Source organism: Roseomonas sp. CAU 1739, assembly GCF_039839775.1.
In the GTDB taxonomy this organism is placed as follows: Bacteria; Pseudomonadota; Alphaproteobacteria; order Acetobacterales; family Acetobacteraceae; genus Neoroseomonas.
Genome location: NZ_JBDOQQ010000001.1, coordinates 647,041 through 673,090 on the forward strand (window position 1 = coordinate 647,041; position 26,050 = coordinate 673,090).

Here is a 26,050-nt window from a genome sequence, read left to right on the forward strand (position 1 = left end):
ACGGTCAGGCCGGCGTCAGCACGGGCTTGCGCGCCGCGCAGAATTCCTCGACCGCCGCGACGAAGCGGGCGCAATCCGCATCGGTGACCGGCAGCATCAGTGCGACCATGCCGCGCCGCGCCAGATAGACGCCGGCGCCAAGCATGTCGAAGAAGAACAGTTCGCGCTGCTGTTCCTCGACCGGCGTCGCCTTGTAGGGGGCGGTGATCGGGCCGGGCCGGAAATGCGGATTCAGCATGGATCCAACGCCGGTGAAGTGCATCGCCAGGCCATGCTTCGCGCAGGCGGCGTTGCAGGCGTCGCGCAGCGCCTCGCCACGGGCGAACAGCGCCTCGGCGGCGGCCTCGTCGAAGATCTCGCCCATCGCGACATTGCCGGCGGCCATCGACAGCACGTTGTTGTTGAAGGTGCCGGCATGCGGCATCGCGCCTGGCCGGTGGCCGTCGAACATGGCCATGACATCGGCGCGCCCGCCGAAGGCGCCGAAGGACATGCCGCCCGCCATGTACTTGCCGAAGGTGGTCATGTCCGGCGTTATGCCCAGCCGCGCCTGCAATCCGCCGAAGGCATGGCGGGACGTCATGACCTCGTCGAAGATCAGCAGCGCGCCGGTCTCCTTCGTCGTGTCGCGCAGTGCCTGGAGGAATTCGCGCGTCGCCGGAATGCAGCCGCCCGACCCCTGCATCGGCTCGACGATCACCGCCGCAAGCTTGTCGCCCGCCTCGCGGATCGCCGCCGCCGCGCCCGCCGCGTCGTTGTAGTCGGCGAAGCGCATCGGGATGGGCAGGTTCACCGGGGAGGTCGGCACGCCGACCGGGAAGGTGAAGACGCCGCCATGGTAGCCGCCGCGGAAGGCGAGGATCTCGGTGCGCCCGGTGAAGCCGCGCGCGCCGGCCAGAGCCATGATGTTGGCCTCCGTGCCGGAATTGGTGAAGCGCACCTGTTCGACCGAAGGGAAGCGCCGGCAGATGATCGCGGCCAGCTTGCCCTCGTTCTCGCCCACAGCGGCGAGGTTGATGCCCTTGGCCATCGCGGCGGCGACCGCGGCAATGATGCGCTGCTCGGAATGGCCGAACAGCCCGGCGGTGTATTCGCCGCAGAGGTCAAGATACTCGCGCCCATCCGCATCCCACAGCCGCGCGCCCTCGCCGCGCACCATGGCGGTGGGGAAGGGGGTGTAGAACAGCACGGTGCGGGTGTTCCCGCCGGGCATCACCTCGCGCGCCTTGGCATGGATCTCGGCGCTGCGCGGACGGGCGTTCGAATAGGCCTCGCGCGCCTCGATCAACGCGGCTTCCAGGTCGCTGTTGCGCGGGTCACGCGGGGCATCGAGCGGGCTCATGGCAATCTCCGGCAGGCGAGGGCCGGAAGGCTCGCCCCTGCCGGGTCGGCCGTCAACCGAGCATCAGGCCACCGGCTGCGCCAGCGGCTTCAGCCGTGACAACCACAGCCCGATGCCGAGAGCCGAGACCATGCAGGCCGCGATCATCGCGATCACGCCGTTCCAGCCCCAACCCGCCATCACCCAGCCGCCGACCGTCCCCAGCACGCCCGACCCGCCATAGCAGGCGAACAGGTACAGCGAGGCCGCCTGCGCCTTGGCCTGCAGCGCCCGCCGCCCGACCCAGGCATTGGCGATGGCATGCGCCCCGAAGAAACCGAGCGTCAGCAGCGCGAGCCCCAGCACCGCCCCTGTCACCGAATCCAGCAGCGACACGCCGAGCCCCGCCAGGATCACGACGATGTTCATCCAGAAGATGCGTGCGCGGCCCAGCCGGTCCGCCAGCGACCCGATGGTGGCCGAAGCGACGATGCCGACGAGATAGACCGAATAGACCATTCCCGCGACGCCCGGCGAAAGGCCGATCTCCGGCGAAACCAGCCGGTAGCCGATGTAGTTGTACATGGTCACGAAGCCGCCCATCAGCAGCACGCCTTCGAGGAACAGCATGCGCAACCCGGGCTCGCGCAGATGCGTGACGAACCCTTGGGCCAGGCTGCCGAGCCGCAGCGTGCGCGGCCGGAAGTGGCGCGACGGCCGCAGCGCCATCACGAAGACCACCGCCGTCGCCAGCCCCAGCAGGCCCATGCCGGCCATGGCGACATGCCAGGAGACGAATTCGGTCAGCACGCCGGCACCGACCCGACCGGCCATGCCGCCGAGCGCATTGCCGCTGATGTAAAGCCCCGTCGCCAGGCCGATCGAACGCGGATGCACTTCCTCCGCCAGATAGGCGATCGCTGCCGCCGGCAGACCGGCCAGCGCCAGGCCCTGCAGCGTGCGCAGCAGCAGGAACACCTCCCAGTTCGGCGCCAGCGCCGAGACGAAGGTCAGCCCCGCCGAGGCGAAGACCGATCCCACCATGAGCGGCTTGCGCCCGAAGCTCTCCGACAGCGCGCTCGCCACCAGCGTGCCGAAGGCCAGCGCGATCGACGGCAGCGAGATGGCGAGGCTGGCGGTTGCCGCGCTGATGCCGAAATCCCGCGAGAAGACCGGCAGCATCGGCTGTGCGCAGTACAGCAGGGTAAAGGTCGCCAGTCCCGCGCAGAACAGCGCGATGGCCGTGCGCAGGAAATCCGGTGAGCCGCTCTCGATATAGGGGGTCGTCCCGGCGGAGGGCGCGGGCAGGGTGATGGAACCGGCGACGGTACTGCTCATGGCACGACTGATCCTTAAATGGGCTGGACGCCGTTTCCCTGGGCAATTCTGGCGGACGCTTCGGCCGTCTGCCTTAAACTAGGTCAGGATTAGTGACCGAGTCATTCATGCTGCGGCGCAAAAATATTCGGCGCCACCGAATGATCGCGATACGCTGCCGCCATGGAACTCCGCCTTCTCCGCGCTTTTCTCGCCGTTGCCGAAACGTTGCATTTCGCGCGCGCGGCCGAATCCCTCGGCATCTCGCCGCCCTCCCTGACCGAGCAGGTGCAGGAGCTGGAACGCCGCCTCGGCGCGCGGCTGTTCGTGCGGTCCAAGCGATCCGTCGCGCTGAGTGACGCCGGCCGCCTGTTCCTCGAGGAACTGCGCCCGGCGCTGGCGCAACTCGACCGCGCCGAACAGGTCGCGCGCCTGGCCGGGCGCGGCGCCCGCGGCATCATCGAGATCGGCTTCGCCGGTTCCGCCGCGCTGTCGGGCGTGCTGGCCCAGGCCGTCGCCGCCTGGCGCCGCGAACATCCCGAGGTGGAACTCCATCTCCATGAAATGGAATCCGCCCCGCAGATCGACGCATTGGCCGAAGGCCGGCTCGACATCGCCTTCGTCCGCGCCCCGGTGGTCACGCCGCCCGGGATCGTCACCGCGCGCCTGCGCCGCGAACCGGTCTTCATCGCCCTGCCGCCCGACCATGCGCTGATCGCCGAGGAGAGCATCGCCGCCGCCTCGCTCACCGGCGAAGCCTTCATCATCCCCGACCAGGAAGCCGGGACCAGCTTCCACCACCACACCATGGCGGTCGCGCAGCGCGGCGGATTCGCGCCGCGCCTCGCCCATCGCGGGCGTGACCTGATCGCGGTCGCGACGCTGGTGGCACTCGGGCTCGGCGTCGCGGTGGTGCCGGAAAGCCTGTGCCGGACGCTTGCGTTGCCGGGTGTGACCTATCGCCCGCTGCGCGGCGCGCCGATCCTCGCCGACATCGTCGCTGCTTTCCGTCGCGGGGAAGCCGCGCCGGCGACGCGCGCACTTATCCGCCGCATCCGCCAGCAGGCGGGGGAGGAGGGATGACGCCGACGCCGAAGCGGGACTAGGCTCGCGCCATGGCAACCGTCTATGGCATGGCGCCGTCCGGCAATTGCTGGAAGGTGGCGCAGATCCTGCGTTTCACCGGGCAACCCTTCCGCTGGGTGGAAATCGACACCAATGGTGGCGAGACGCGCCGGCCCGAATTCCTCCGCCGCAACCCGTTTGGCAAGGTGCCGGTGCTGGAACTCGACGACGGCACGGTGCTGGTCGAATCCAATGCTATCCTGGCGCATGTCGCGGAAGGCACGCCCTGGCTGCCGCCACCCGGCCTGCCGCGCACGCGCGTGATGGAGTGGCTGTTCTTCGAGCAGTACAGCCACGAGCCCTACATCGCCGTGGCCCGCAACATCCGCGCCTATCTCGGCACGGCGGCGCAGAACGCCGATCGCCTGGCGCGTTGCGACGAAGCCGGCGCCAAGGCGCTGGACGCCATGGAACACCGCCTCGCCGCGCATGACTGGCTGACCGATGCGGGGCCGACCATCGCGGACCTCGCGCTGTTCGCCTACACCCATGTCGCGGATGAAGGCGGCTTCGACCTGTCGCGTTGGCCCGGCGTCGCGGCCTGGGTTGCGCGGGTCGCGGCGCTGCCGGGCATGGTCACCCTGCCGCGGCGGATCGCCGCATGACCGCGCGCAGCAGCGATGCCATCGTCATCGGCGGCGGCCTGGTGGGTGCCGCGATCGCCCATGGTCTGCGCGGGCAGGGGCTGGACACCGTGCTACTTGATGAAGGCGACATCGCCTTCCGTGCCAGCCGCGGCAATTTCGGCCTGGTCTGGGTGCAGTCGAAGGGCCTCGGCGCACCCTGGTACCAGCGCTGGACGCGCAATTCCGCCGCGCAATGGCCCGAACTGGCGCAGGACCTCACCGCGCGCACCGGGATCAACCTGTCCCTGCAGCAGCCCGGCGGCATCAGCCTCTGCCTGTCCGAGGAGGATTTCGAGGACCGCACCCGCCGCATGGAGCAGATGCGCGCCGAGGCCGGCAATTTCGGCTTCGACTACCGCATGATCCGCGCCGACGAATTGCGCGACATGCTGCCCGGCCTCGGCCCCTCCGTCGTCGGCGGCTGCTTCACGCCCTATGACGGCCATGTCAGCCCGCTCGCCCTGCTGCAATCGCTGCATCGCGTCTTCACCGAGGCCGGCGGCACCTATGTCCCGAACGCCAAGGTGACGACTGCCACCGCCGCGCCGAACGACTTCCGTGTCGAAACCGCCGCCGGCACCTTCGCCGCGCCGCGCATCGTGCTGGCAGCCGGCCTCGGCAACGCCGATCTCGCACCCTTGTTTGGCCTGAACGCGCCCGTTCGCCCGCAGAAGGGACAGGTGCTGGTCACCGAACGCGCGCAGACCATCCTGCCCTTGCCGATGACCAGCATCCGGCAGACCGGCGAGGGCAGCATCATGCTCGGCGAAAGCAACGAGGAAGCCGGCTTCGACCTCACCCAGCAGCCGCCGATCATGGCGAAGATTGCCGAGCGCGCGGTGCGCTGCTTCCCCTGGATCGCGGATCTGAACATCGTGCGCGCCTGGTCGGCGCTGCGCGTCATGGCCCCCGACGGCCTGCCGATCTACGACCAGTCCGACCGCTTCCCCGGTGCCTTCACCGCCAATTGTCATTCCGGCGTGACGCTTGCCGGCGCGCATGCGCGGGTGCTCGCGCCGATGATCGCGGCCGGCAGCCTGGATCCCGTCCTCGACCCCTTCTCAGCAAAGCGCTTCGATGTTCAGAACGCGGCCTGACGCCCGCCCCGCCACCGTCGAGGTGCTGGTGGAAGGCACCCCGGTCATGGTGCCAGAAGGTGCATCCGCCGCCGCCGCCGTGCTGATCGCCGGCCATGCCGCGATCCGCGAGACGGCGGTCACCGGCAGCAGGCGCGGCCCGCTCTGCCTGATGGGCGTGTGCTTCGATTGCCTCGCCGAGATCGACGGCATCGCCAACCGACAGGCCTGCATGGTCACGGTCGCACCCGGCATGCGCATCGCCCGCCAGCACGGCGCGCGGGCGGCACGGCCATGACGGCGCGCGTTTCAGCCCAGCGGGCGGAACCGCCTGCTCGCCAGGATCGCCAGCAGGATGAAGGCCAGCAGCAGCATCCCCTGCGCGGCGGCAAAGGGTGGCTCGCCCTGGGTCGGCGCCAGTTCATGCGCTGCGGGGATCTTCAGGAAGACCTGCACCACCGCCACGAAGGCATCCAGGTAGGTCGCCAGCACCACGCACAGCACGTAGGTGATGCGCCACTTGCCCGCATAGCCATGGATGTAGCGCGCGACGATCGCTGCACCCAGGGCCAGCAACGACACCACGCCGAAGATATGCGAGGGCAGCACCCGATCGACCGGGAACAGGAATCCCGTCACGGAAGTGATGATCGCCGTCGCCAGGAACAGCGCGGTCAGCGCCGGCATCGCCTGTCCACCGAGCATGCCGATCACCATCACCAACCCCGCGACCAGCGCGATGAGGCTGACGACGGTATGGAAACCGACCAGGGTCGTGACGTCGAAGATCATGGCGATGTGCGTTCCGGCAGCGTGACGGCAGCCTGCATGGCGACCACGCCGCGTGCAATGCACAACCGCGCATGACCGTCGACCTCGCCATCATCGGCGCCGGCCCCGCCGGCATGGCCGCCGCCATCGAGGCCTGTGCCCAGGGCCTGTCCGTGCTGGTCGCCGACGAGAATGCCGCCCCCGGCGGCCAGGTGTTCCGCGCCGCCGAGGCCGCGGTGCCCGATCCCGCCGTGGGGCCCGACCTGCTGCCGGGTCTGCCGCTGATCGCGGCCTTCCGGGCCAGCGGCGCCGACCACCGGCCAGGCACAACGCTGTGGCACCTCGACCCGGAGGAGGGCGTGCTCAGCCTGTCCGCCGCCGGGCAGGCGGAGACCGTCACCGCGCGGCGCGTCCTGCTCGCCACCGGCGCGCAGGAACGCCCGGTGCCGATCCCCGGCTGGACGCTGCCCGGCGTGATGGCCGCGGGTGCCGCGCAGATCCTGTTGAAATCCACCGGCGCCGTACCGTCCGGCCAGATCGTGCTGGCCGGGCAGGGGCCGCTGGTCTGGTTGCTGGCGGTGCAGCTCGCCCGCGCCGGCGCGCCGCCCTTGGTTCTGGAGACGCGGCGGACCAGCATCGCCGCGGCGCTGGCACGCGCGGGCGGTGGCCTGTGGGCTGGCCGCAAGCTGCTGGCCAAGGGTCTCGCGCTGATGGCCGAGGCCCGCCGCCACGGCATCCGCGTCGTGCATGGCGTGCGCGGCCTGCGCGCCGAAGGCACCGATCAGGTTGAACGCGTCGTCTGGGACGGTGGCTCGGCCCCCTGCGACACCCTGCTGCTGCATGAAGGCGTTATCCCGGCGACGCAGATTTCCCGCGCCATCGGGCTCGACCACGCCTGGGATGCGGCGGAAGGCTGCTGGCGACCGGTGGTGGATGCCTTCGGCGCCACCACGCTCGGCCGTGTCGCCGTGGCCGGCGATGGCGCGGGCATCGGCGGCTGGGAAGCGGCCGTCGCGGCCGGGCGCCTCGCGGGGCTCGATGCCGCCCGCCGCCTTGGTGCGCTCAGCGAGGACGCCTTCGGCGCCAAGGCCGCCGCCCCGCTCGCGGCGCGCGCGGCAGCGCTCGCCCTGCGCCCCTTCCTCGATGCGCTCTACGCCCCATCGCCGGATCTGCTGACCCCGCCCGACGCCACTATCGCCTGCCGCTGCGAGGAAGTGACTGCCGGCGCCGTGCGCGCCGCCGCGCGGCTCGGCGCGACCGGGCCGAACCAGCTCAAGGCCTATCTCCGCTGCGGCATGGGTCCCTGCCAGGGCCGGCTGTGCGCACCCACCGTCGCCGCCCTGATCGCCGAGGTGCGCGGCCTGTCGCCGGAGGCCGTGCCGCCGCTCCGCCCGCGCGCACCCTACAAGCCGCTCAGCGTCGGCATGCTCGCCGCCACTGCGGAATCGGTGCAACAGCGGCCGGAATAAATCGTTGCAACCGCATCGGTTTGTTGGCTTTCGCGCTGCGGGGCGCTACCCGTGGGCCATGCGCGCTCTCCTCGTCCTGCCGCTGCTTGCAGCGTCCGCCTTCGCCCTGCCTGCCACCCCGGCCCTGGCCGTGGGCGCCGAGAGCACGGTCCTGTCCACCGCGAACGCGTCCCAGGCCGCGATCGAGCGCCTGGCGCAGCGGCTTGCCCGGCTTGAGGAGGACGGCCTCGACCCGCGCCATTACGGCGTGCCGGCGGCCGACCTCGCCGCCGCCGACCCGGCCCGCTTCCGGGCGGAGACGCTGCGCGCGGCGCAGTTGGCGCTGTCCGACCTGCTGCTCGGCCGCGTCAACGGCTTGCGCGGCCGCGTTGACCTGCGGCGCGATCAGTCCTCGGTGAACCTCGCGGACTGGTCCGCCGAACTCGGCGCCGCGGCTGAGCCCGCCCAATTGGTCGATCGCGCCGCCGATCTTTCGCCCGACGCCCGGCCGATCAAGGCGGAACTCGCGCGCTACCGGGCGATTGTCGCCGCTGGTGGCTGGCCGCGCATCACCGGCGACGTGCAGCGCACGCTGGAACCCGGCACCACCGACGCCGCCCGCGTGCCGCAGCTGCGCGCCCGCTTGGCGGCGACCGACCCGGCGGTGACCGACCTGACCAGCCCGGTCTATGACGCCGCATTGCTGGACGCGGTGCGGCGCTACCAGGACTCCGAAGGGCTGGAGACCGATGGCCGCGTCGGCGCCATCACCTGGGGCATCCTGAACCAACCGGCCGATGCCAAGGTGGCGCAGCTGCGCGTGGCGCTCGACATGCGCCGCGCCCAGCCGGCCCGTTCGAATGAGCGCCGCATCGAGGTGAACATCCCGCATTTCCGCCTGCAGCTGCTCGAAGGCAGCCGCGTGGTGCAGGACATGGCGGTGATCGTCGGCCGGCGCGACCGGCAGACGCCGATGCTGAACGTCCGGCTGTCCGCCGTGCAGTTCAACCCGCAATGGGGCGCGCCTGACCGCAACGCGCGTGAGGACCTGCTGCCGCGCTTCCGTCGCGACCCCGCGGCCATGCAGGCCGCCGGCTACCGCCTGTACCAGCGCGTAGACGGAGAGGTGGTCCAGGTCGACGCCACCCAGGTCGATTTCAGCAACTACAACCGCAACTTCTTCCCCTACTTCGTCCGGCAGGATGCGGGGGACCGCAATGCGCTTGGCCGCATCAAGTTCGTGATGCCCAATGGCGACGACATCTACATGCATGATACGCCGGACCGGCACCTGTTTACCCGAGGCCAGCGCGCCTTCTCCTCGGGCTGCATCCGGCTCGAACGACCCATGGAGTTGCTTTCCGAGGCGCTGTCGGGCACAGCGGGCTGGGACCGGGCGCGGGCGGACCGCGTACTGGCCAGCCGTGCCACCACCAGCGTCGCCATCGCACGCTCGATCCCGGTGCGGCTGCACTACACCACTGTGATCGTGGATGGAGGCAGAGTGATCATGCGCCCTGACATCTATGGCCTCGACGCCGACTACGCCCGCGCGCTGGACCGCGCGACCAGCCAGCGCATCGCTTCCGCGGAAGGGGGGGCGACACGCGGGGCAGGGGGCCGCTGACCGTGGCGCGCCTGTTCCACCGTTTCGACTGCCCTTGCTGTGACCCTGTCGTCGCCAAGCGGCGTGAGGTGATCCGTGCCGGCTTCGGCGGCCTGGTCGCAGCCGCTGTCGCACCCTTCGCCGCGGCGGCGCAGACCGCCGGCGCGGGTGGGGCGCGCAGCATCCGCATTCGCCGCGTGCAGACCGGCGAGGCCTATGAGGGCATCTACTGGCGCGATGGCCGCTACCAGCGCGACGCGCTGCGCAGCCTGGACGTGCTGTTCCGTGATCCGTCCATGGACGAGACGACGCCCATGGACCCGCGCCTGTTCGACGTGCTGTTCACCGTCGCCGACCGGCTGAATTCCGACGAGTTCTACGAGGTCATCAGCGGCTACCGCGCACCCGAGACCAATGCGGCGCGCGCGCAGCAATCCCGCCGCGTGTCCCGCGTCTCGCTGCACATGTCCGGCATGGCGGCGGATGTGCGCCTGCCGGGGCGGCAATCCATGGGCATCGCCCGCACCGCGGCCGACATGCAGATCGGCGGCGTCGGGCTGTATCGGCGCGACGGCTTCGTGCATCTCGATTGCGGCCCCGCGCGGCGTTGGTGAACCGGCCGCCGGCCGCGAAGCGTCACGCGGCTGACGTCCTTGTGTCATCGGCAGGCAAGGCATGGCGGCGGATAACCCGCCGCCCAACGCGCCACGGATTCCTCCCCGCATGATCACCGATCCCGCCTTTGCCAGCCCCGGCCGCTTCTGGAAGGGCAATATCCACACCCATTCGACGCTGTCGGACGGCCAGCGCGCGCCCGAGGCGGTCTGCGCCACCTATCGCGAGGCGGGCTACGACTTCCTCGCCCTGACCGATCATTTCATGGCGAAGTACGGTTTCCCGATCGTCGATACGCGCCCGTTCCGCACAGCCGGCTTCACCACCATCCTCGGTGCCGAGCTGCACGCGCCGGCCACCGCGCTGGGCGAGCTCTGGCATATCCTCGCGGTCGGCCTGCCGCTCGACTTCGCGCCGCTGATGGATGGCGAGGACGGCCCGGCGCTCGCCGCCCGCGCGCTCGCCGCCGGGGCCTTCGTCGCCATCCCCCACCCCGCCTGGTACGGGCTCACGATGGAAGACGCCGCCGCCATCCCCGGCGCCCATGCGGTCGAGATCTACAACCACACATCGCAGTTGCGCACCGAACGGGGCGACAGCGTGCAATTTACCGACGCTCTGCTGGCCGGTGGCCGGCGCATCGGCCTGATCGCGGTGGATGACGCGCATTTCGCCTGCATGGACGCCTTCGGCGGCTGGCTCATGGTCAAGGCCGAGGCGAACGAGCCCGAGCCGCTGCTCGCGGCCTTGAAGGCCGGCGCCTTCTACGCGACGCAGGGCCCGACTATCCACGACATCGCCTGGGGCGAGGCCCACGTCGAGGTGACCTGCTCGCCGGCCGCCTCGGTGATGCTGCTCGGCCGCGGGTCGCGCGCCGTGCAGCATGTCGAACCGGGCATCACCCGCGCCAGCTTGCCCTTCGATGCGCATCGCCCCGGCGGCTACGCCCGCATCGTCGTCGCCGACGCGCAGGGCCGCCGCGCCTGGGCCAACCCCGTCCACTTCGATCGCTGAGGATCCCGCGCCATGACCGCCGATGTCCTCGCCTCCATCCGCGACATGCTCGAACACCGCGCCGATGGCCTGTACGGCCTGCACGACGTGACGCAGCGCGAACACGCCCTGCAATCCGCTTGGCTCGCCGAGCGCGACGGCCATCCCCCGGCGCTGATCTCCGCCGCGCTGATGCACGACATCGGCCATCTGGTGCACGACCTCGGCGACAACCCCGCCGAAGACGGCATCGACGATCGCCACGAGGAACTCGGCAACGCCTGGCTGGCGAAGCATTTCGGGCCAGAAGTCAGCGAGCCCGTTCGCCTGCACGTCGCCGCCAAGCGCTACCTCTGCGCCACCGAGACGGATTACTTCGGCAAGCTGTCACCTGACAGTGTTCTGAGCCTGTCGCTGCAGGGCGGGCCGATGTCGGCCGGGGAAGTCGCGGCCTTCGAGGCCCTGCCGCACTATGCCGAGGCGGTACAACTTCGGCGGTATGATGATGAGGCGAAGGTGAAGGATCTCACGACGCCGCCGGTGGGGCATTTCATGCGCTACGTCGGGGTGTGCCTGCGGGGGTGACGGAAGGCCGGAGGGGCAGTCCCCGATAGGCGCCAGATTAAGGCGGAAGGATGGAGGGGCTTTGCCCCTCCAAACCACCCCACCAAAGGCTTCAGGCCTTTGGAAACCAATACTTGGCGCCCGGCACAGCGGATGGAATCAGGCGCCGATTTCGTTTTCGTGCCCAAGGCAACCTTCGCGCTGGAGACGAACCATCGCCCATAGCACCAAGTCGAGGTTTCCAAAGGCCTGAAGCCTTTGGTGGGAGTGGTCCGGAGAGGGCGAAGCCCTCTCCGGGTTCCATCGCGTGGGACCCTATCCTGGCGCCAATAGGGCGGCGCCCGCCCGGTTCTCAGCGCCGCCAAGCCTGCGTCAGCCGCCCGACCACGGCCCCAGCCGCCAACTGAGCCAGCTTCGCCCCGGTCGTGATCCCGAGGATCACTACCGCCATCGCCGCTGCCGCGCTGGCCTGCCCGGCCTCGTCCATATGCACCACGGCGATGGAGGCTGGCTTGGTGTCCGGGCCATACAGGAAGATCACCGCGCTTACCGTCGTCATGGCGCTGACGAACAGATAGACCGCGATCTCCAGTATCGCCGGCAGGCAGATCGGCACCGTCACCCGCCGGAAGGTCACCCAGACCGGCACGCGCATCGACGCGCCCACGGCCTCGAATTCAGGATCCAACTGGCGGATCGCGGTGACCGCCGTCAGGTGCCCCACCGTGTAGAAATGCACCAGCGAGTTCAGCACCAGGATTGCCAGCGTCCCGTAGAGGAAGCCGAGCGGATTGGCCGGGTGGTTGAAGAACAGCACATAGGCGAGGCCCAGAACTAAACCCGGCACCGCCAGCGGGATGGATGCCGCGAAGCGCGCCATCCCCGGCAGCACCCCGGCCTGGTGCCCACGCTCCAGCACATAGGCGATGGTAAAGACGATGACGCTGCCGATCACCGCGACCAGCGCCGCCATCTGCACGGACAGCCATACCGTGTCCCAGCCCGACGCGTCGAACCGCGAGAAGTCGTAATTGTCGAGCGTCAGCGACAGGTTGTACGGCCAGAAGCGGATCAGCGATCCCCAGGCGGCGACCCCGACGATGCCGACCAGCACGGCTGCAACCACCAGGCACAGGACCAGCAGCGGCAGGTCGCGCGCCCGGCGCGGGGCGGGCCGCAGCGGTACCGCGCGGCCCGACAGCGTCGCCGCCCGCTGACGCGTCGCCCAGCGATCCAGCAGATAGGCGAGCACCGCGGGTGCCAGCAGCACGATGCCGACCACCGCGCCCATATTGAAGTTCTGCAGGCCCACCACCTGCTTGTAGACATCGGTGGCGAGCACCGGAAACTGACCGCCGATCACCTTAGGAATGCCGAAATCCGTCATCACCAGCGTGAAGACGACGACGAAGGCCGATACCAGCCCGTAGCGCGCGCCTGGCAGCGTCACGGTGCGGAAGATGCGCAGCCGCGATGCCTTCAGCGCGGCTGCGGCCTCATACAGCCGCGCATCCGCGGTGGACAGCGCGACCGCGAGGATGAGCGCGGCGGAGGGGAAGCAGTAGAACACCTGCGCGATGACAATGCCGATCGGCCCGTAGATGCTGTGCCCCAGAAGCACGCCGCGCAGCATGCCCTGGTTGCCGAACAGGTAGATCAGCGCCAGCGCCGGCAGCAGCGAAGGGGCCAGCAGCGGCAGCATCATCACCGCACGGAAGGCCGGCTTGGCAGGGATGGAGGACCGCGTCAGGGCATAGGCGAAGGTGAAGGCCAGCGGCACCACGATCGCCGCGGTCAGCGCCGCCGTCCACAGGCTGTTCCAGGCGGCGGCCAGCAGCGCCGGCGTGGTCGCATAGGCGCTGAAATTCGCCAAACCGGCGAAACCACCCTGCGGCGTCTCGAAGGCGCGCATCAGCAGCGTGGCGAGCGGCAGCACCAGGAATACCGCCAGGAACGCGACTGCGAGCCACAGCCCGCCCCGCATCACCACCTGGTCGAGCGAGACCCGCGACCGCGACAGCGCGACCTCAGACATCCTCGGGGAAGACCATCAGGTGTTCGGCCGGCAAGACGGCCGCGACCTCGGCGCCCGGCATCGCGGCCAGCGCCACCAGCGCATCCGGCGTCAACGAGGCGAGCAGCCGCAGCGGTCCCGCTTCGAGCGACAGCCGCACGACAGGCCCGTGGAATTCCATCCCCGTCACCGTCGCCTCCAGCGCGCCGGCCGGCGCGGCATCCGGACGATGCAGGCGGATATGCTCGGGCCGGATGAAGGCCGTGACGCGCGTGCCATACAGCAGCGATCGAGCAGCCTCGGCGGCAATCCGGACGCCGTTCGCGACGATCAGGCCGGGCGGCGTGTCCACCACGGCTTCGATCCGGCTGGAATGGCCGACGAAGCCGGCGACGAAGGGGCTGGCGGGGCGGTCGTAGATCTCGGCCGGCGTGCCGATCTGCTCGATCCGGCCACGGCTCATCACCACGATGCGGTCGGACACGCCCATCGCTTCCTCCTGATCATGGGTGACCATGATGGTGGTGACGCCGAGGCGCTGCTGCAGCGACCGGATCTCCTGCCGAAGATGCTGGCGCACGATGGCATCGAGTGCGGAGAGCGGCTCGTCGAGCAGCAGCAGCCCCGGCTCGTTCGCCAGCGCGCGCGCCAGAGCGACGCGCTGCTGCTGCCCGCCCGACAATTGCGCGGGATATTTCGCCGAGTGCTCGTCCAGGCCGATCAGCGACAGAAGCTCGTCCACGCGTTCCCGCACCCGCGCCTTCGGCCAGGCGCGGCCGCGCAGGCCATAGGCGATGTTCTGCGTCACCGTCAGGTTCGGAAACAGCGCGTAGGATTGGAACACGATGCCGAAATCGCGCTCCGCCGGCGGCAGATGCGTGATGTCGCGCCCGCCTTGCAGGATGCGTCCGGTGGTCGGCGGATCGAGCCCGGCAATGCCGCGCAGCAACGTCGTCTTGCCGCAACCGGAGGGTCCGAGGAAGGTGACGAATTCCCCCGCCTGCACCGCCAGGTTCACCCGGTGCAGCGCGACGAAGCCGCCGAACTGCTTGCCCACCTCATGCACTTCGAGATAGGGCGCGGCGAGGAGGGCGCGGGTGTCCGCGTCCTCCAGCATGGCGGTGTCCGGTGCGTTCACGTCAGTTCCGCGGCGCTGACTTGCCGTCGAAGCGCGTCGCCCAGTCGCGCAGCAGCCGGTCACGTTGCAGCGCGATGGCGCGGAAATCCGCATCCACAAGGCGCTGCGAGAATTCCGCCGGATATCCGCTCACCGAGGCATCGACGCCCGGCAGCGCGAGCAGGGCATAGAAGCGCCCATAGACCGTCATCGCCGCGCGGGAGACCGCGAAATCCGCCAGCCGCTTGGCCGCATCGAGGTTGCGCGTGCCACGCATGATCGCCGTCGCCTCCAGGTCGAAGCCGACGCCGTCGGTCGGCACGATGATCTCGATCGGCGCGCCCTGGTTGCGCAGCGTGACGGCGCGCATGTCGAGCGAGATGCCGACGCCGAATTCCCCGCGTGCCGCGTTGTTGCACGGTGCCGAGCCGGAATGCGTGTATTGCTGGATGTTGTCGTGCAGCCGGGTCATGAAGTCCCACGCACCCGCCTCGCCACGCCGGCCGATCCAGCCCGCCATGGTCAGGAAGCCGGTGCCGGAGGAATTCGGGTTCGGCATCACGATCTGCCCGCGGAAGGCGGGGTTCAGCAGGTCGTCCCAGGTGCTCGGCCGCGGCAGGTTGCGCTGCTGCGCGACTACGGTGTTGAAGCAGATCGCCGAGACGAAGGCGTCCATGCCCGTCCAGGTCATCGGGCTGCGGTCGGACCGCATGGACGGCCGCAGCGCATCCGCACCCACGGGCGTATAGGGTTCGAGCATGTCGAGCCCTTCCATCTGCAGCAGCGAGAAGACCGACAGGCCCCACACGACGTCAGCGCGCGGATTGGCGCGCTCGGCGATCAGGCGGGCGGTGATGACGCCGGTGGAATCGCGCACCCAGGCGATCTCGACATCGCGCAGCGCGGCTTCGGCGGCCTGCTTGAAGGGCTGGAGCTGCTCGTTCTCCAGCGCGGTATAGACGGTCAGCCTGGTGCGCTGCTGCGCCTCGGCGGCAGCGGGCAGCAGGCCGGCAAGGGCAAGGGCGAATAAGGCAAAGCGGCGCATGCGGCGTCTCCCGTCAGTCAGCGGTTGCCGTGCCTAGCGTGCTCCCCAAGTCGTCTGTGTGACACAAGGATTTCACTTTCGTGTCAACTCCATTCAACCAGCCCCGGCGTCTCGCCTGCCTGCAGTCGCGCCTGCACATGCGCCACCACGGCGGGAAGATCGGCGATCGAATCAACCACCAGATGTGCGCCGGCGCGCATGTGCTGTTCGGTCGCCTCGCGGCGCAGCGCGTCACGATCGGCCGGCGGTAGCGCGGCGAGGTCCTCCACGGACAGCCCCGCGATATTGCCCGACAGCGCGAGGCCCACCGCCCAGCATCCGGCGGCGCGCGCCTCGCCGATGCCGGGCGGCGTGTCGTCCAGCTTCACCACCGTGCTTGCCGGCCAGATCCCCATGGCTGCCATCGCGTGCCACATCTGCAGCGGCGCGGGACGACCGGCGGCGAGGTCTCCGGCGCAGACCATCACCTCCGGCGTGAAGCCCTGTGCGGCGGCCAACGGCGCCAGCCGTTCCATGATCGGCCGCGTATAGCCGGTGGTGGAACCGATGCGGATGCCGTTCGCGGCACACCAGTCCAGCGCATGCTTCGCACCGGGGATCAGCGCGCTATGCGCTTCCACCGCCGCGACGTTCAGCGGTTCGAACACGTCGAAGATGGCGTCGATCGCGGCATCGTCGAAGTCGCGCCCATGCTTGGCCCGCCAGGCGGTGGCAACCGCAGGGGCGGTGCCGACCAGGCGGATGTGATCGCGCTTGGCCATGCCCATCGGGCCGCGCGCATCGGCGATGGAAATGGCCACGCCGAAATGCGCGAAGGCCTCGACGAAGGCACCCATCGGGGCGCGGCTGCCATGGTCGAGCACGGTGCCCGCCCAGTCCAGGATGACGGCCTTGATGCTGCGGGTCATGGGTTCGCCTCGAAATCGGCCAGCACGTCTTCGGCGAGCCCGAAGGCGGTGGAGGCACCGGTGCCGGAGGTGACGGAAACCAGGCGCACGCCCGGCGCGGGCGCCTCGAAGAAGGCATCCTCTGGGCCGGAGGGATACAGTCCTGTCCAGCGTTCGACCACACGCGGCGCCGGCAGGTCCAGCACGCGCCGCGCCTCCCGGATGATCAGCGCATCGACATGGTCGGGTTGGAAGGGGTCGGGGGTCGGCCCGTAGTGATGGCTGTCACCCACCACTAGCGAACCATCCGCACCCTGGACGACGATCAGGTGGACGCCGTGCTCCAGTTCCTCGGCCTGTTCGGCCGCAAGCCGTCCACGCAGCGCGGGCAGGGACGGGCAGTCGGCATAGCCGCGATACCGATGCAGGCCGAGATCGCTCATCACCGCCGCCGGCAGCCGCCAGCCCGGATCGGCGAGGCGCAGCATGTGCAGCTTGCACAGCGTCACCTCCCGCCGCGCGAAGGCGTCGGGGAACAGTGTCGCGATATCAGCACCAGGGCAGACCACGATGCGCGGGGCGCGGAAGGTCCCGCGCGTCGTTTCCACCGCCCCGGCACCCACCGCGTGCACCGCCACCTGGCGGATGAAGCGGATGCCAAGCGCGCCCTCCATCCAGGCGGCGAGGCGCGGTATGGCGTCGCGGCTTTCCACCCGCAGTTCATGCGGGCTGTGCAGCGCGGCCAGCAGGTCGGGCGCGCGCAGCGGCGCCGGGATGTCGGCCCCGCACAGCACCCGGCAACATTGGCCCATCGGACCGGCGGCGAATTCCTCGATCACCGCGACGGCTTCCGGCCGGCGCACCGCCATCAGCAGGCCGCGATGATGCACCGCGATGCCCGCCAGCGGTGCGACTTCCGCCCAGACCTCCCGCGCGCGGCGCGCGCGCCGCCAAGTGTGCGGTGCGCCCTGTCCGGTGACAGTGACGAAGCCGAAATTGCGGATGCTGGCGCCATTGGCCTTGGCATCACGGTCCAGCACCGTGACGCGTTGCCCGGCCCGCGCCGCGTGCAGCGCATGGGCCAAGCCGACAATGCCGGCGCCGACGACAAGAAGATCCGAATCGTCCATGCCGCATGCCTAGCACGCCCCATGCCGGGCAGCCCGCATGGACGCACGACAACCGCCAGGGCGGATTTCGCTCGCCAGCGAACCCACCCTGCGTCCTTGTCTTGGTGTGCATCGTCACGCGCCTGATGATTCCCAGCCGGGCGCGAGCTGCTCTACCGCGCCGACAGCACTCCCGCGCAGGCGGCCGGCATCACCGGCCGCGGCCCGCTGCGGCGTGGCGGCGGCCGACGTGCTTCCTCGGTGAACCACCAGGCGAGTGTTGCGTCGCAGCCATCACCGGGCGGCGGCGGTGCGATGCCCCGGCATTCCGGCTGGTCGGAAGGGCAGGGCAGGCGGATATGCATGTGCGAATCATGGCCACGCCAGGGCCGCACCCGTCGCAGCCAGGCCTGCCCGGCATGACGGCGGCACAGCTCCTGCTTAATCGCCGGATTGACGAGCAGCCGGTCCAGCCCCGGCATTTCCGCCGCCAGCCGGATCAGTGCCGCATGCCGGTCCGTGAAGCGCGCCGGGTCCACCCCCGACCCGTCCGGCAGCACCAGGGAGACCTCCGGAATGGTTTCCCGCTGCGCCGCCGCCACGCGCGGCTTGGGGTTCAGGTCCAGCCAGATATCGGCGTCGATCCCGGCCTGGTGGCTGGCATGGCCGAAGGTCATCGGCCCGCCGCGCGGCTGCGACAGGTCGCCGATCCACAGGTCCGGGAACCCCTGCGCCTGCGCCCGCCCAGCGAATGCCTGCACCCAGCCGACCATCGCCGGATGCCCCCAATGCCGGTTGCGGGAGACGCGCACCGATTGCCACCCCGGCCCGTCATCCGGCAATTCCACCGCGCCGGCGATGCAGCCGAGCCCGGTGCTGCCGATGATGCGCACCGGCCCGGATGCGGGGGTCGCGACCGCCCCCCAGCTCTCCGCGCGCGAGATGTCCTGCGCCGCCGCGACGCCGTGTGCCAGCAGCGCCACCAGGACGCCAAGAACTGCCTTGCCCATGCCCGATTGCTAGAGCAGATCGGCTGCGGGCGGAAACGCCCGGTTCCGTGACCGCGCCTGCCGGAGGATCATCTTGGCCCGTTACCTCGTCACCGGCGGCGCCGGCTTCGTCGGCAGCCACGTCGTCCTTGCCCTGCTCGACCGCGGGGATGAGGTGGTGGTGCTCGACAATCTCACCCAGGGTCACCGCGCGGCCGTGCCCGCAGGTGCGACGCTGGTGGAAGCCGAACTCGCCGAATCGCAACGCGTGGCGGAAGTCTTCGCCACCTGGCGCTTCGACGCCGTGCTGCATTTCGCCGCGCTGTCCATCGTGGGTGCGAGCATGCGCGAACCGCTGCACTACCTCGCCGAGAACGTTGCGAATTCGCTGCGCCTGGCCGATGCCGCCATCAAGGCCGGCTGCCTGCGCTTCGTGCTCTCATCGACCGCGGCACTGTTCGGCGACCCCGACCGTGTGCCGATCGACGAGGAATGCCGCATCGCGCCGTCCAACCCCTATGGCGACAGCAAGCGCATGGTCGAGGAAGGCCTCGCCTGGGCGGGCCGCATCCATGGGCTGCGCTACGCCGCGCTGCGCTATTTCAACGCCGCCGGATCCGACCCGGCCGGACGCGCCGGGGAGGACCACGACCCCGAGACGCATCTGGTACCGCTGGCGATCGACGCCGCCCTTGGCCGGCGCCCCGCGCTGACTGTGTTCGGGGAGGACTACGCCACACCCGACGGTACCTGCATCCGTGACTACGTTCACGTCACCGACCTCGCCCAGGCGCATCTGGCCGCACTCGCGCGGATCGAGGCGCATGGTTCCTGCCGCTACAACATCGGTAGCGGCAATGGCGCCTCGGTGAAGGAGGTGATCGCCGCGGTGGAACGTGTCGGTGGCCGGCCCGTGCCGCATAGCATCGGCCCGCGCCGCGCCGGTGATCCCGCCGTGCTGGTCGCTGCCAGCGATCGCCTGCGGCAGGAGACAGGCTGGTCGCCGCAGCACGGATCGCTGGACGAGATCGTGCGTACCGCCTGGGCGTGGCGGGAGGCGCATCCGCAGGGCTACGGCGACCGCCCGAGCTGCTGAGATTGCTGCGAATTCCTGCCATTGGAGCGCGATGGATGCGTATTCGTTCACCCACCACGCTCTAACTTGTTGTCTGGACTCACGATTCAGCCCTTCGGTGCAATCGCACCTGCGGCCATCGCACTCGCAACGTTCGTATTCCGCACTTGTCGGGGCTGTGGTCTAGTCTCGCGCGATGCCCGACGCGATCCAACCCGGCAGCCGTATTGCGATGTTCGACGACCCCGAGGCCTTCGGGGCGCATGTCCATCACGCGGTGGCCCGTGTGCTGCCTTTGAGCGCCGGCGGCTACCGGGCTCGGGTCACCCTGGTGCAACTGCCGAGCATCGGTCTTGCGATGGGTGAGGAGAGCCTTCCGCGCCTTTATGAATCCGAGACATCGCCGGACCGCATCTATTTCCGGCTGCGTCAAACCGCCGATCCGACCTCCCGTCTCAATGGCGTGGAACATCAGCCGGGACGCATCCGCATTCGGCGGCCCGGCCAGACGGTCGTCGACGTGTCGCCCGGCCCGGCGGTCATTCGCAGCATGTCTCTGCCCATCGCCGATCTCGCCGCGCGGGCCGATAGGACGTTCGGGAGACCGCCGCCCGTCCTGCTTGATGATTGCGTGCTGATCCGCCCGGCACCGGGCCGATTTGCGAGGCTGGCGGCGCTTCAGCGCGACGTATTCCGTCTCGCTGCTGAACGGCCGGCGGCGTTGGCGCACCGGCCGACCGCGGCAGCGCTTGACGCACAGCTTGGCGAGGCGCTTCTGGCAATACTGTTCGAATCGGCACCGGAACGCGACACGGCGGCCGCGTGCCGCGGCCATGCGATCATGGCGCGCGTGCTGGACCGGATCGGGGCAGAGCCGAACCACGCTTTCACCTTGGCCGAACTTTGCGGGGCTGGCGGCTGTTCGGCCAAGACGCTGGAGGTGCTTTTCCGCGCACGCATGGGCACAACGCCGAACCGCTTTCTTCGATTGCGGCGGCTATGGGCGGTCCGCAGGGCGCTGCTCGCCGCCGATCCGCGGATGGCGACCGTGTCCCAACTCGCGATGGATGGCGGCTTCTGGGAACTCGGGCGCTTCGCCGCGGTCTATCGCGCGCAGTTTGGAGAAAGCCCGTCCCAAACGCTGCAGCGGAGAGTCGATTCAGCGCGTCCCGAACACGTCTCACCCAGCCTGCGAAGGCCTGCGGCCTTGTCCTGATCCCGCCTTCCGTTGTTCTCTCGCCGAGATTAGGTTGATTCCGATGGCCAGGCGGCCTGCTGCTTTTCGAGCGCTGCGAATGCCCCGGCCATGACTTTCGGCCGGGCTGCGCAGCGCGATCCAATGTCGCCCGGTCGTCTCAGGTTTCGCCGGGATGCATCCCTCAACTCTGGAACCGGAACGCCCCCGCTGCCGGCGCGGCCTCACTCGCCGGCGCCGCGCTTGGCTGCTGTGCGACCTGCGCGCGCACCCGTTCCTCGATCTGCTTCAGCAGGTTGCCCATGCCGTTCACCATGCCCGGCAGCTGCGTCACCGGCACGCAGAGCATTCCGCAGGGCACCGCCTTCCCATCCGGCCCGGTCATCGCCAGGGTAATGCGGGCGACGCCGTGGGCCACCTGCGCTTCGATGACGCCGTCGGCGAAGACGGTCGGGCGGTTGTCGGACATGGGTCTGCTGGTTCCTATTGCTCGCGGAAGGCGCGGGTGAAGCTGTCGCGGATCGGCTGCGTGATGTAGCGCAGGAACGACCTTTCGCCGATCTGGATCATCGCTTCAACCGGCATGCCGGGCACCAGCTGCACGCCCTGCATGCGGGCCAGCTGTTCCTGATCGATCAGGATATGCGCGCGATAGTAGGTTGCGCGGGTGCGCTCATCCATCGTCACGTCCTGCGCGACGAAGGTGACATGTCCATGAAGATACGGCACTAGCCGTTGCTTGAAGGCCGGCAGCCGGACCTCGGCCTGCAGCCCGACATGCACCACGTCGATGTCGTAGGGCTGGACATTGACCTCGGCGACCAGCCGATCCTGCAGCGGCACCAGGTCCATCACCGGATCGCCGGGCCGGACCACAGCACCCACGGTGAAGATGCGCAGGTTCAGCACCGTGCCGTCCTCGGGGGCGAGGATGTCGCGTCGCACCGCGACGTCTTGGGCCGCGCGCAGTCGTTCCTCCACCTCGGCCAGCCGGACGCGGATCTCGCGGCGCTCGGCCGCGACCTCCTGCCGGCGCTGGCCAACGATGCTGGCTATGGTGCTGCGCGCCTCGGCGATGACCTGGGCGGCGCGGTCAAGCTGCGCCTGCAGATCCTCCCCCTGGCCCTCCAACGCCGCGGCGTTGCGCTGCAGCGCCAGCAGCGTGGGCAGCCGCTGGAGCCCCTGCTGGACCAGCACGCGGGTCATCTGCTCCTCCTGCCGGATCAGCGCGAGCTGGGCCTGCTGGGCGCGGATCTGGCCATTCGCGCCGGCGGTGATCGCCTCCTGCTGGCCGATGCGCGCTTCCTGCACCGCGACCTGGCTGATCAGCGCTGCGCGGCGCGCCTCGAACACCGCGGTCTGGCCGGCGATCGCGTCCTGCGCGCGCGGTTCGGTCGCGTCGCGCAGGTCGTCGGGGAAGGTAATGGTGCGGTCGTCGGCGAGTTCCGCCGCCAGCCGAACATCCTGTGCCATCAGCGCCCAGCGCTGGCTGCGCAGTGTCTCGACATCCGTGCCGGCGCGGATGTCGTCCAGCCGCATCAGCACCTGCCCGGCACGCACACGGTCGCCGTCGCGCACCAGGATCTCCCGCACGATGCCGCCTTCCAGGTGCTGGACCGTGCGGCGCGTGCCCTCGACCTTGATCATGCCTGGGGCGATGGCGGCCTCCGACAGCGGTGCGAAGGCCGACCACGCGGCGAAGCTGCCGGTGAAGATGGCGATGGCGATGAAGCCGAACAGCACGGTGCCGCGGGTGCGCGGCCGTGTCGCCACCTCGGGCGCCGCCGGCGGCGCGAGGGTCAGCGACGGCAGCGTCGGCCGGCGCGGCACCAGGTCCTGGTTGACCGCGGGCGGCGGCAGGGCGGGCGCGGGCTCGCTCATGCCTGTGCCTCCCGCCCTTCGGCGCCCGTGGCCGGGGCGGGGATCGGTGTCGGCTGGGCGGGCTTCATGATCTTCTTCAGCACCTCGGCGCGCGGACCGAACATCTCGACGGCGCCGTCGCGCATCAGCAGCACCTTCTCCACTCCCTGCACCAGCACCGGGCGGTGGGAGACGAGCACCACCGTGATGCCGCGGCGGCGCAGCTCATGCAGGGCGCGCAGCAGCGCGGCTTCGGAATCGCCGTCGAGATTCGAATTGGGCTCGTCCAGCACGATGAATTTCGGGTCGCCGAACATCGCCCGGGCCAAGCCGATCTGCTGGCGCTGCCCGCCCGACAGATGCTGGCCACCCTCGCCGATCTCGGTCTCATAGCCCTTCGGCAGGCGCAGGATCATCTCATGCGCGCCGGCAAGTTTCGCGGCGTCGTAGACCGCTTCGGTCGGTGCCTCGGCCATGCGGGCGATGTTGTCGAAGATGGTGCCGTCGAACAGTTCGACATCCTGCGGCAGGTAGCCGACATGGCGGCCGAAATCCTCCCGCTGCCATGTATGCACATCTGCGCCGTCCAGCCGCACCGCACCCGAGGCCGCCTGCAGCGTGCCGGTCAGCAGGCGGATCAGCGTGGTCTTGCCGGCCGCCGAGGGCCCGATCACGGCAAGGCTTTCGCCGGGTTCCAGCGCGAAGGCCACGCCCTTGACCACCGCGACATTGGTGCCGGGGAAGCCATAGGTGACGCGTTCGACCGACAGCTTGCCAATGGGCGGGGGCAGCGGCAGGCCGGGCGGGCGCAGCCGCGGCAGAACCAGGAAGGCCTGCAGCCGCTTCCACGATTGCCGCGCCTGCACCAGCTGCTTCCAGCCGCCGATCATCTGTTCCACCGGTGCCAGCGCCCGGCCCATGATGATCGAAGCCGCGATCGACGCGCCCGAGGTCAGTTCCTGCCCCAACACGAGATAGGCGCCGATGCCCAGGATGGCGATCTGCACCGCCAGGCGGAAGAACTTGGTCACGGCCAGCAGCGGCGCGGCGCGGTCCATCGCGCGGTTCATCGGCACCGACATCTCGGCCACGCTCAGCCGCCAGCGCGCCATGACGGCCGGCAGCATGCCCATGCTGTCGATCACCTCCGCGTTGCGCACGATCGATTCCGCCCGCCGCTGCGTGGTCATCGAGGCGGTGTTCGCCTCCCGCAGCAGCTTGGAGGTGGCGACCTCGTTGAACCAGGTCAGCCCCAGCAGCAGCGCCGCGCCGACCAGCGCGACCGTGCCCAGCACCGGATGCAGCAGGAAGATGACGAGCAGGAAGACCGGCACCCAGGGCACATCGTACAGCGACAGCGCACCGGGAGAGGCGATGAAGCTGCGGCACACCGCCAGGTCGCGCAGCGCCTCCATCCGGTAGGCGCGGCCGCGCAGCTGGCTTTCCACTGCGCGGGCGAAGCCCTCGGGGGCGACCTTCTCCTCGACCCAAGCGCCGACGCGTTGCATGACGCGCGACCGCGCGGCCTCGAGCATGGCGAGCAGGCCGACCGCGGTGATGGCGATCAGAGTCAGGTAGAGCAGCGTGTTGAGGTTGCGCGTCGCCAGCACGCGGTCGAACACCTGCATCATATAGAGCGAGACGGTCAGCTGGAGCAGGTTGACCACGCCGCTGAACAGGCCGACCGCGACAAACTGCGCCCGGCATGCCGAAACCGCGCGCGCAAGCGGCGTCTCGGTGGGCTTGCTCTCCCCGAGCAGGACCCTGGGATCAATGGCCATCAGTCAGTGCCTTCGCGCGTCGGTACGGCCCGGCATACCCCGGACCCGGTGTCATGTCTGCCACCATACGGGCCGCGCCGGCCCCCAGCGGAGTCATCGTGCCATGCGTTGGCGTAGGATTTCTCTAATTCATTCGGGCCGGCTAAAAAAGGCGCAGCTTCATGGATCGGGTGCTGGATGAGGTAACAAGCACACCATATCACAGGGTGTCCGGTGTGATGTGGATCACGCAACGAATTTTGCGCCGGACGGTCGTGTCCGGTGCGTGGCAGGGGGTTTTCTCATCGATGGACGTGGCTGAGCTACGGCACAGGGCGGCGGCAAACCCGGCTGATGGCCTGGAACTGACCATCCTGATGCCGTGCCTGAACGAGGCCGAGACGATTGGCGCCTGCGTTGCCAAGGCGATCGGATACCTCGCGCGCAGCGGCGTGGCGGGGGAGGTGCTGATCGCCGACAATGGCAGCACGGATGGCAGCCAGGCGATAGCCGAAGGGCTTGGCGCGCGGGTGGTGGCGGTGCCGGCACGCGGCTACGGCGCTGCGCTGATCGCGGGCATCGCGGCCGCCCGCGGGCGCTTCGTCATCATGGGCGACAGCGACGATTCCTACGATTTCACCGCGCTCGACCCCTTCGTCGCCAAGCTGCGCGAGGGCTACGCCCTTGTCATGGGCAACCGCTTCCTTGGCGGCATCAAGCCCGGCGCCATGCCGCCGCTGCACCGCTACCTCGGCAATCCGGTGCTCTCGACGATCGGCCGGGTCTTCTTCGGCGGCCCGGTGCGCGACTTCCATTGCGGCCTGCGCGGCTTCGACCGCGACGCCATCCGCGCCCTCGACCTGCGCGCGCCGGGCATGGAATTCGCCTCCGAAATGGTGGTCAAGGCGACCGTCCAGGGCCTGCGCGTCACCGAGGTGCCGACCACGCTCTCCCCCGATGGCCGCTCCCGCCCGCCGCATCTGCGCTCCTGGCGCGACGGCTGGCGGCATCTCCGCTTCCTGCTGGTGTTCTGCCCGCGCTGGCTGTTCCTCTACCCCGGCACCGCCCTGTTCCTCGCCGGCCTGCTCGCCATGGCGCTGCTGCTGCCCGGCCCGCTGCACCTGGGCGGCGTGACGCTCGACGTGCACACGCTGCTCTACGCCTCGGGCGCGATGGTCATGGGCTTTCAGGCGGTGCAGTTCTGGGTCTTTGCCCGCATCTACGGCGCCCAGCAGGGGGTGGTGCCTGAAGAAAAGCGCCTGACCGCCGCGCTGGAACGCGTCGGGCTGGAACCGGCGCTGATCGTCGCCGCCCTGCTGGTCGTCGCGGGCTTCGGGCTCGGCGTCGCGGCCGTGGTGGTGTGGGGCGCGCAGAGTTTTGGCCCGCTCGAAGGCATGGGCGCGATGCGGGTGGCGATCGGCTCGGTGACATCGATGATTCTGGGGCTGCAATTGGCCTTCGGGGCGTTCTTCGTCGCGCTGCTGGGGATGATGCGGGCAGGGGGGTAGCGCTGCCCGGCCGCGGGGGAACCGAAGGG

The 26,050-nt window shown here is 69.8% G+C and carries 24 protein-coding genes; 12 read left to right on the top strand and 12 right to left on the bottom strand.

Features of this window, described 5'->3' with window-relative positions; all coding sequences use genetic code 11:
* Positions 1–4: 4 nt before the first annotated feature.
* Together AAFN86_RS03100 and AAFN86_RS03105 are read right to left on the bottom strand one after the other, a co-directional pair.
* Positions 5–1,342 (bottom strand): aminotransferase class III-fold pyridoxal phosphate-dependent enzyme, encoded by a 1,338-nt coding sequence (locus AAFN86_RS03100; RefSeq protein WP_347541746.1) that lies wholly within the window; start codon positions 1,340–1,342, stop codon positions 5–7.
* A gap of 63 nt (positions 1,343–1,405) precedes the next feature.
* Positions 1,406–2,659: an MFS transporter gene (locus AAFN86_RS03105; RefSeq protein ID WP_347541747.1), complete on the bottom strand. Its 1,254-nt coding sequence runs from the start codon at positions 2,657–2,659 to the stop codon at positions 1,406–1,408.
* A 162-nt stretch (positions 2,660–2,821) separates the two neighbouring features.
* Here AAFN86_RS03105 and AAFN86_RS03110 point away from each other — a divergent pair, with 162 nt between their 5' ends.
* From AAFN86_RS03110 to AAFN86_RS03125, 4 genes are read left to right on the top strand one after another with little or no spacing between them, the layout of a single operon-like run.
* Entirely contained in the window at positions 2,822–3,721 is a 900-nt protein-coding gene (locus tag AAFN86_RS03110) for a LysR substrate-binding domain-containing protein (protein ID WP_347541748.1), read from the top strand.
* Positions 3,722–3,753: 32 nt separating this feature from the next.
* Positions 3,754–4,368 carry a glutathione S-transferase family protein gene (locus AAFN86_RS03115; protein ID WP_347541749.1) on the top strand — a complete coding sequence of 205 codons (615 nt, stop codon included), beginning with the start codon at positions 3,754–3,756 and terminating at the stop codon, positions 4,366–4,368.
* Complete coding sequence (locus AAFN86_RS03120; protein WP_347541750.1) at positions 4,365–5,486, top strand: FAD-dependent oxidoreductase; 1,122 nt, start codon at positions 4,365–4,367, stop codon at positions 5,484–5,486. Before AAFN86_RS03115 ends, AAFN86_RS03120 begins: the two co-directional genes overlap by 4 nt.
* Positions 5,467–5,763, top strand: a complete 297-nt coding sequence (locus tag AAFN86_RS03125; RefSeq protein ID WP_347541751.1) for a (2Fe-2S)-binding protein — start codon at positions 5,467–5,469, stop codon at positions 5,761–5,763. Before AAFN86_RS03120 ends, AAFN86_RS03125 begins: the two co-directional genes overlap by 20 nt.
* An 11-nt stretch (positions 5,764–5,774) precedes the next feature.
* On the opposite strand, the gene AAFN86_RS03130 is transcribed toward AAFN86_RS03125, so the two are convergent.
* Positions 5,775–6,257, bottom strand: coding sequence for a hypothetical protein (locus AAFN86_RS03130; RefSeq protein WP_347541752.1), 483 nt, complete (start codon positions 6,255–6,257; stop codon positions 5,775–5,777).
* 71 nt (positions 6,258–6,328) lie between these two features.
* Here AAFN86_RS03130 and AAFN86_RS03135 point away from each other — a divergent pair, with 71 nt between their 5' ends.
* The 5 genes from AAFN86_RS03135 to AAFN86_RS03155 all read left to right on the top strand — a co-directional run bounded on the left by AAFN86_RS03135 (position 6,329) and on the right by AAFN86_RS03155 (position 11,483).
* Complete coding sequence (locus AAFN86_RS03135; protein WP_347541753.1) at positions 6,329–7,705, top strand: NAD(P)/FAD-dependent oxidoreductase; 1,377 nt, start codon at positions 6,329–6,331, stop codon at positions 7,703–7,705.
* Between the two features lie 58 nt (positions 7,706–7,763).
* Positions 7,764–9,311 carry a L,D-transpeptidase family protein gene (locus AAFN86_RS03140; RefSeq protein WP_347541754.1) on the top strand — a complete coding sequence of 516 codons (1,548 nt, stop codon included), beginning with the start codon at positions 7,764–7,766 and terminating at the stop codon, positions 9,309–9,311.
* A gap of 2 nt (positions 9,312–9,313) precedes the next feature.
* Positions 9,314–9,904: a DUF882 domain-containing protein gene (locus AAFN86_RS03145; protein ID WP_347541755.1), complete on the top strand. Its 591-nt coding sequence runs from the start codon at positions 9,314–9,316 to the stop codon at positions 9,902–9,904.
* A gap of 109 nt (positions 9,905–10,013) precedes the next feature.
* Positions 10,014–10,919 carry a hypothetical protein gene (locus tag AAFN86_RS03150; protein WP_347541756.1) on the top strand — a complete coding sequence of 302 codons (906 nt, stop codon included), beginning with the start codon at positions 10,014–10,016 and terminating at the stop codon, positions 10,917–10,919.
* 12 nt (positions 10,920–10,931) lie between these two features.
* Positions 10,932–11,483: a metal-dependent phosphohydrolase gene (locus AAFN86_RS03155; protein WP_347541757.1), complete on the top strand. Its 552-nt coding sequence runs from the start codon at positions 10,932–10,934 to the stop codon at positions 11,481–11,483.
* A gap of 331 nt (positions 11,484–11,814) precedes the next feature.
* Here AAFN86_RS03155 and AAFN86_RS03160 read toward each other — a convergent pair whose 3' ends face one another.
* The 6 genes from AAFN86_RS03160 to mepA all read right to left on the bottom strand — a co-directional run bounded on the left by AAFN86_RS03160 (position 11,815) and on the right by mepA (position 18,644).
* The gene (locus tag AAFN86_RS03160; protein ID WP_347541758.1) at positions 11,815–13,497 is read right to left on the bottom strand and encodes a putative 2-aminoethylphosphonate ABC transporter permease subunit; all 1,683 of its coding nucleotides are present in this window, start codon (positions 13,495–13,497) and stop codon (positions 11,815–11,817) included.
* Positions 13,490–14,614, bottom strand: coding sequence for a putative 2-aminoethylphosphonate ABC transporter ATP-binding protein (locus AAFN86_RS03165; RefSeq protein ID WP_347541759.1), 1,125 nt, complete (start codon positions 14,612–14,614; stop codon positions 13,490–13,492). The genes AAFN86_RS03160 and AAFN86_RS03165 overlap by 8 nt, the downstream gene beginning before the upstream one ends.
* Before the next feature lies 1 nt (position 14,615).
* Positions 14,616–15,638, bottom strand: a complete 1,023-nt coding sequence (locus AAFN86_RS03170; protein WP_347541760.1) for a putative 2-aminoethylphosphonate ABC transporter substrate-binding protein — start codon at positions 15,636–15,638, stop codon at positions 14,616–14,618.
* A gap of 83 nt (positions 15,639–15,721) precedes the next feature.
* A complete protein-coding gene (gene phnX, locus AAFN86_RS03175; RefSeq protein ID WP_347541761.1) occupies positions 15,722–16,546 on the bottom strand; it encodes a phosphonoacetaldehyde hydrolase in 825 nt (274 codons plus the stop codon).
* Positions 16,543–17,655 carry a TIGR03364 family FAD-dependent oxidoreductase gene (locus tag AAFN86_RS03180; protein ID WP_347541762.1) on the bottom strand — a complete coding sequence of 371 codons (1,113 nt, stop codon included), beginning with the start codon at positions 17,653–17,655 and terminating at the stop codon, positions 16,543–16,545. Before AAFN86_RS03180 ends, phnX begins: the two co-directional genes overlap by 4 nt.
* Positions 17,656–17,807: 152 nt before the next feature.
* Entirely contained in the window at positions 17,808–18,644 is an 837-nt protein-coding gene (gene mepA, locus AAFN86_RS03185) for a penicillin-insensitive murein endopeptidase (protein ID WP_347541763.1), read from the bottom strand.
* A gap of 73 nt (positions 18,645–18,717) precedes the next feature.
* Between mepA and galE the strand changes: the two genes are divergently transcribed.
* Positions 18,718–19,719 (top strand): UDP-glucose 4-epimerase GalE, encoded by a 1,002-nt coding sequence (gene galE / locus AAFN86_RS03190; protein WP_347541764.1) that lies wholly within the window; start codon positions 18,718–18,720, stop codon positions 19,717–19,719.
* Between the two features lie 175 nt (positions 19,720–19,894).
* The gene (locus AAFN86_RS03195; RefSeq protein WP_347541765.1) at positions 19,895–20,914 is read left to right on the top strand and encodes a helix-turn-helix domain-containing protein; all 1,020 of its coding nucleotides are present in this window, start codon (positions 19,895–19,897) and stop codon (positions 20,912–20,914) included.
* A gap of 163 nt (positions 20,915–21,077) precedes the next feature.
* Here AAFN86_RS03195 and AAFN86_RS03200 read toward each other — a convergent pair whose 3' ends face one another.
* The 3 genes from AAFN86_RS03200 to AAFN86_RS03210 are packed head-to-tail and all read right to left on the bottom strand — an operon-like array spanning position 21,078 to position 24,534.
* Positions 21,078–21,362 (bottom strand): hypothetical protein, encoded by a 285-nt coding sequence (locus AAFN86_RS03200; RefSeq protein ID WP_347541767.1) that lies wholly within the window; start codon positions 21,360–21,362, stop codon positions 21,078–21,080.
* A gap of 14 nt (positions 21,363–21,376) precedes the next feature.
* Positions 21,377–22,774 (bottom strand): HlyD family type I secretion periplasmic adaptor subunit, encoded by a 1,398-nt coding sequence (locus tag AAFN86_RS03205; protein WP_347541768.1) that lies wholly within the window; start codon positions 22,772–22,774, stop codon positions 21,377–21,379.
* A complete protein-coding gene (locus tag AAFN86_RS03210) occupies positions 22,771–24,534 on the bottom strand; it encodes a type I secretion system permease/ATPase (RefSeq protein WP_347541769.1) in 1,764 nt (587 codons plus the stop codon). The genes AAFN86_RS03205 and AAFN86_RS03210 overlap by 4 nt, the downstream gene beginning before the upstream one ends.
* A gap of 287 nt (positions 24,535–24,821) precedes the next feature.
* Here AAFN86_RS03210 and AAFN86_RS03215 point away from each other — a divergent pair, with 287 nt between their 5' ends.
* Positions 24,822–26,021: a glycosyltransferase family 2 protein gene (locus AAFN86_RS03215; protein ID WP_347541770.1), complete on the top strand. Its 1,200-nt coding sequence runs from the start codon at positions 24,822–24,824 to the stop codon at positions 26,019–26,021.
* Positions 26,022–26,050: the final 29 nt, after the last annotated feature.

Bases quoted from the DNA above. Each gene is read 5' to 3' on its own strand.
- AAFN86_RS03100 (WP_347541746.1), bottom strand. From the start codon at position 1,342: ATGAGCCCGCTCGATGCCCCGCGTGACCCGCGCAACAGCGACCTGGAA.
- AAFN86_RS03105 (WP_347541747.1), bottom strand. From the start codon at position 2,659: ATGAGCAGTACCGTCGCCGGTTCCATCACCCTGCCCGCGCCCTCCGCC.
- AAFN86_RS03110 (WP_347541748.1), top strand. From the start codon at position 2,822: ATGGAACTCCGCCTTCTCCGCGCTTTTCTCGCCGTTGCCGAAACGTTG.
- AAFN86_RS03115 (WP_347541749.1), top strand. From the start codon at position 3,754: ATGGCAACCGTCTATGGCATGGCGCCGTCCGGCAATTGCTGGAAGGTG.
- AAFN86_RS03120 (WP_347541750.1), top strand. From the start codon at position 4,365: ATGACCGCGCGCAGCAGCGATGCCATCGTCATCGGCGGCGGCCTGGTG.
- AAFN86_RS03125 (WP_347541751.1), top strand. From the start codon at position 5,467: ATGTTCAGAACGCGGCCTGACGCCCGCCCCGCCACCGTCGAGGTGCTG.
- AAFN86_RS03130 (WP_347541752.1), bottom strand. From the start codon at position 6,257: ATGATCTTCGACGTCACGACCCTGGTCGGTTTCCATACCGTCGTCAGC.
- AAFN86_RS03135 (WP_347541753.1), top strand. From the start codon at position 6,329: ATGACCGTCGACCTCGCCATCATCGGCGCCGGCCCCGCCGGCATGGCC.
- AAFN86_RS03140 (WP_347541754.1), top strand. From the start codon at position 7,764: ATGCGCGCTCTCCTCGTCCTGCCGCTGCTTGCAGCGTCCGCCTTCGCC.
- AAFN86_RS03150 (WP_347541756.1), top strand. From the start codon at position 10,014: ATGATCACCGATCCCGCCTTTGCCAGCCCCGGCCGCTTCTGGAAGGGC.
- AAFN86_RS03155 (WP_347541757.1), top strand. From the start codon at position 10,932: ATGACCGCCGATGTCCTCGCCTCCATCCGCGACATGCTCGAACACCGC.
- AAFN86_RS03160 (WP_347541758.1), bottom strand. From the start codon at position 13,497: ATGTCTGAGGTCGCGCTGTCGCGGTCGCGGGTCTCGCTCGACCAGGTG.
- AAFN86_RS03170 (WP_347541760.1), bottom strand. From the start codon at position 15,638: ATGCGCCGCTTTGCCTTATTCGCCCTTGCCCTTGCCGGCCTGCTGCCC.
- phnX (WP_347541761.1), bottom strand. From the start codon at position 16,546: ATGACCCGCAGCATCAAGGCCGTCATCCTGGACTGGGCGGGCACCGTG.
- AAFN86_RS03180 (WP_347541762.1), bottom strand. From the start codon at position 17,655: ATGGACGATTCGGATCTTCTTGTCGTCGGCGCCGGCATTGTCGGCTTG.
- mepA (WP_347541763.1), bottom strand. From the start codon at position 18,644: ATGGGCAAGGCAGTTCTTGGCGTCCTGGTGGCGCTGCTGGCACACGGC.
- AAFN86_RS03195 (WP_347541765.1), top strand. From the start codon at position 19,895: ATGCCCGACGCGATCCAACCCGGCAGCCGTATTGCGATGTTCGACGAC.
- AAFN86_RS03200 (WP_347541767.1), bottom strand. From the start codon at position 21,362: ATGTCCGACAACCGCCCGACCGTCTTCGCCGACGGCGTCATCGAAGCG.
- AAFN86_RS03205 (WP_347541768.1), bottom strand. From the start codon at position 22,774: ATGAGCGAGCCCGCGCCCGCCCTGCCGCCGCCCGCGGTCAACCAGGAC.
- AAFN86_RS03210 (WP_347541769.1), bottom strand. From the start codon at position 24,534: ATGGCCATTGATCCCAGGGTCCTGCTCGGGGAGAGCAAGCCCACCGAG.
- AAFN86_RS03215 (WP_347541770.1), top strand. From the start codon at position 24,822: ATGGACGTGGCTGAGCTACGGCACAGGGCGGCGGCAAACCCGGCTGAT.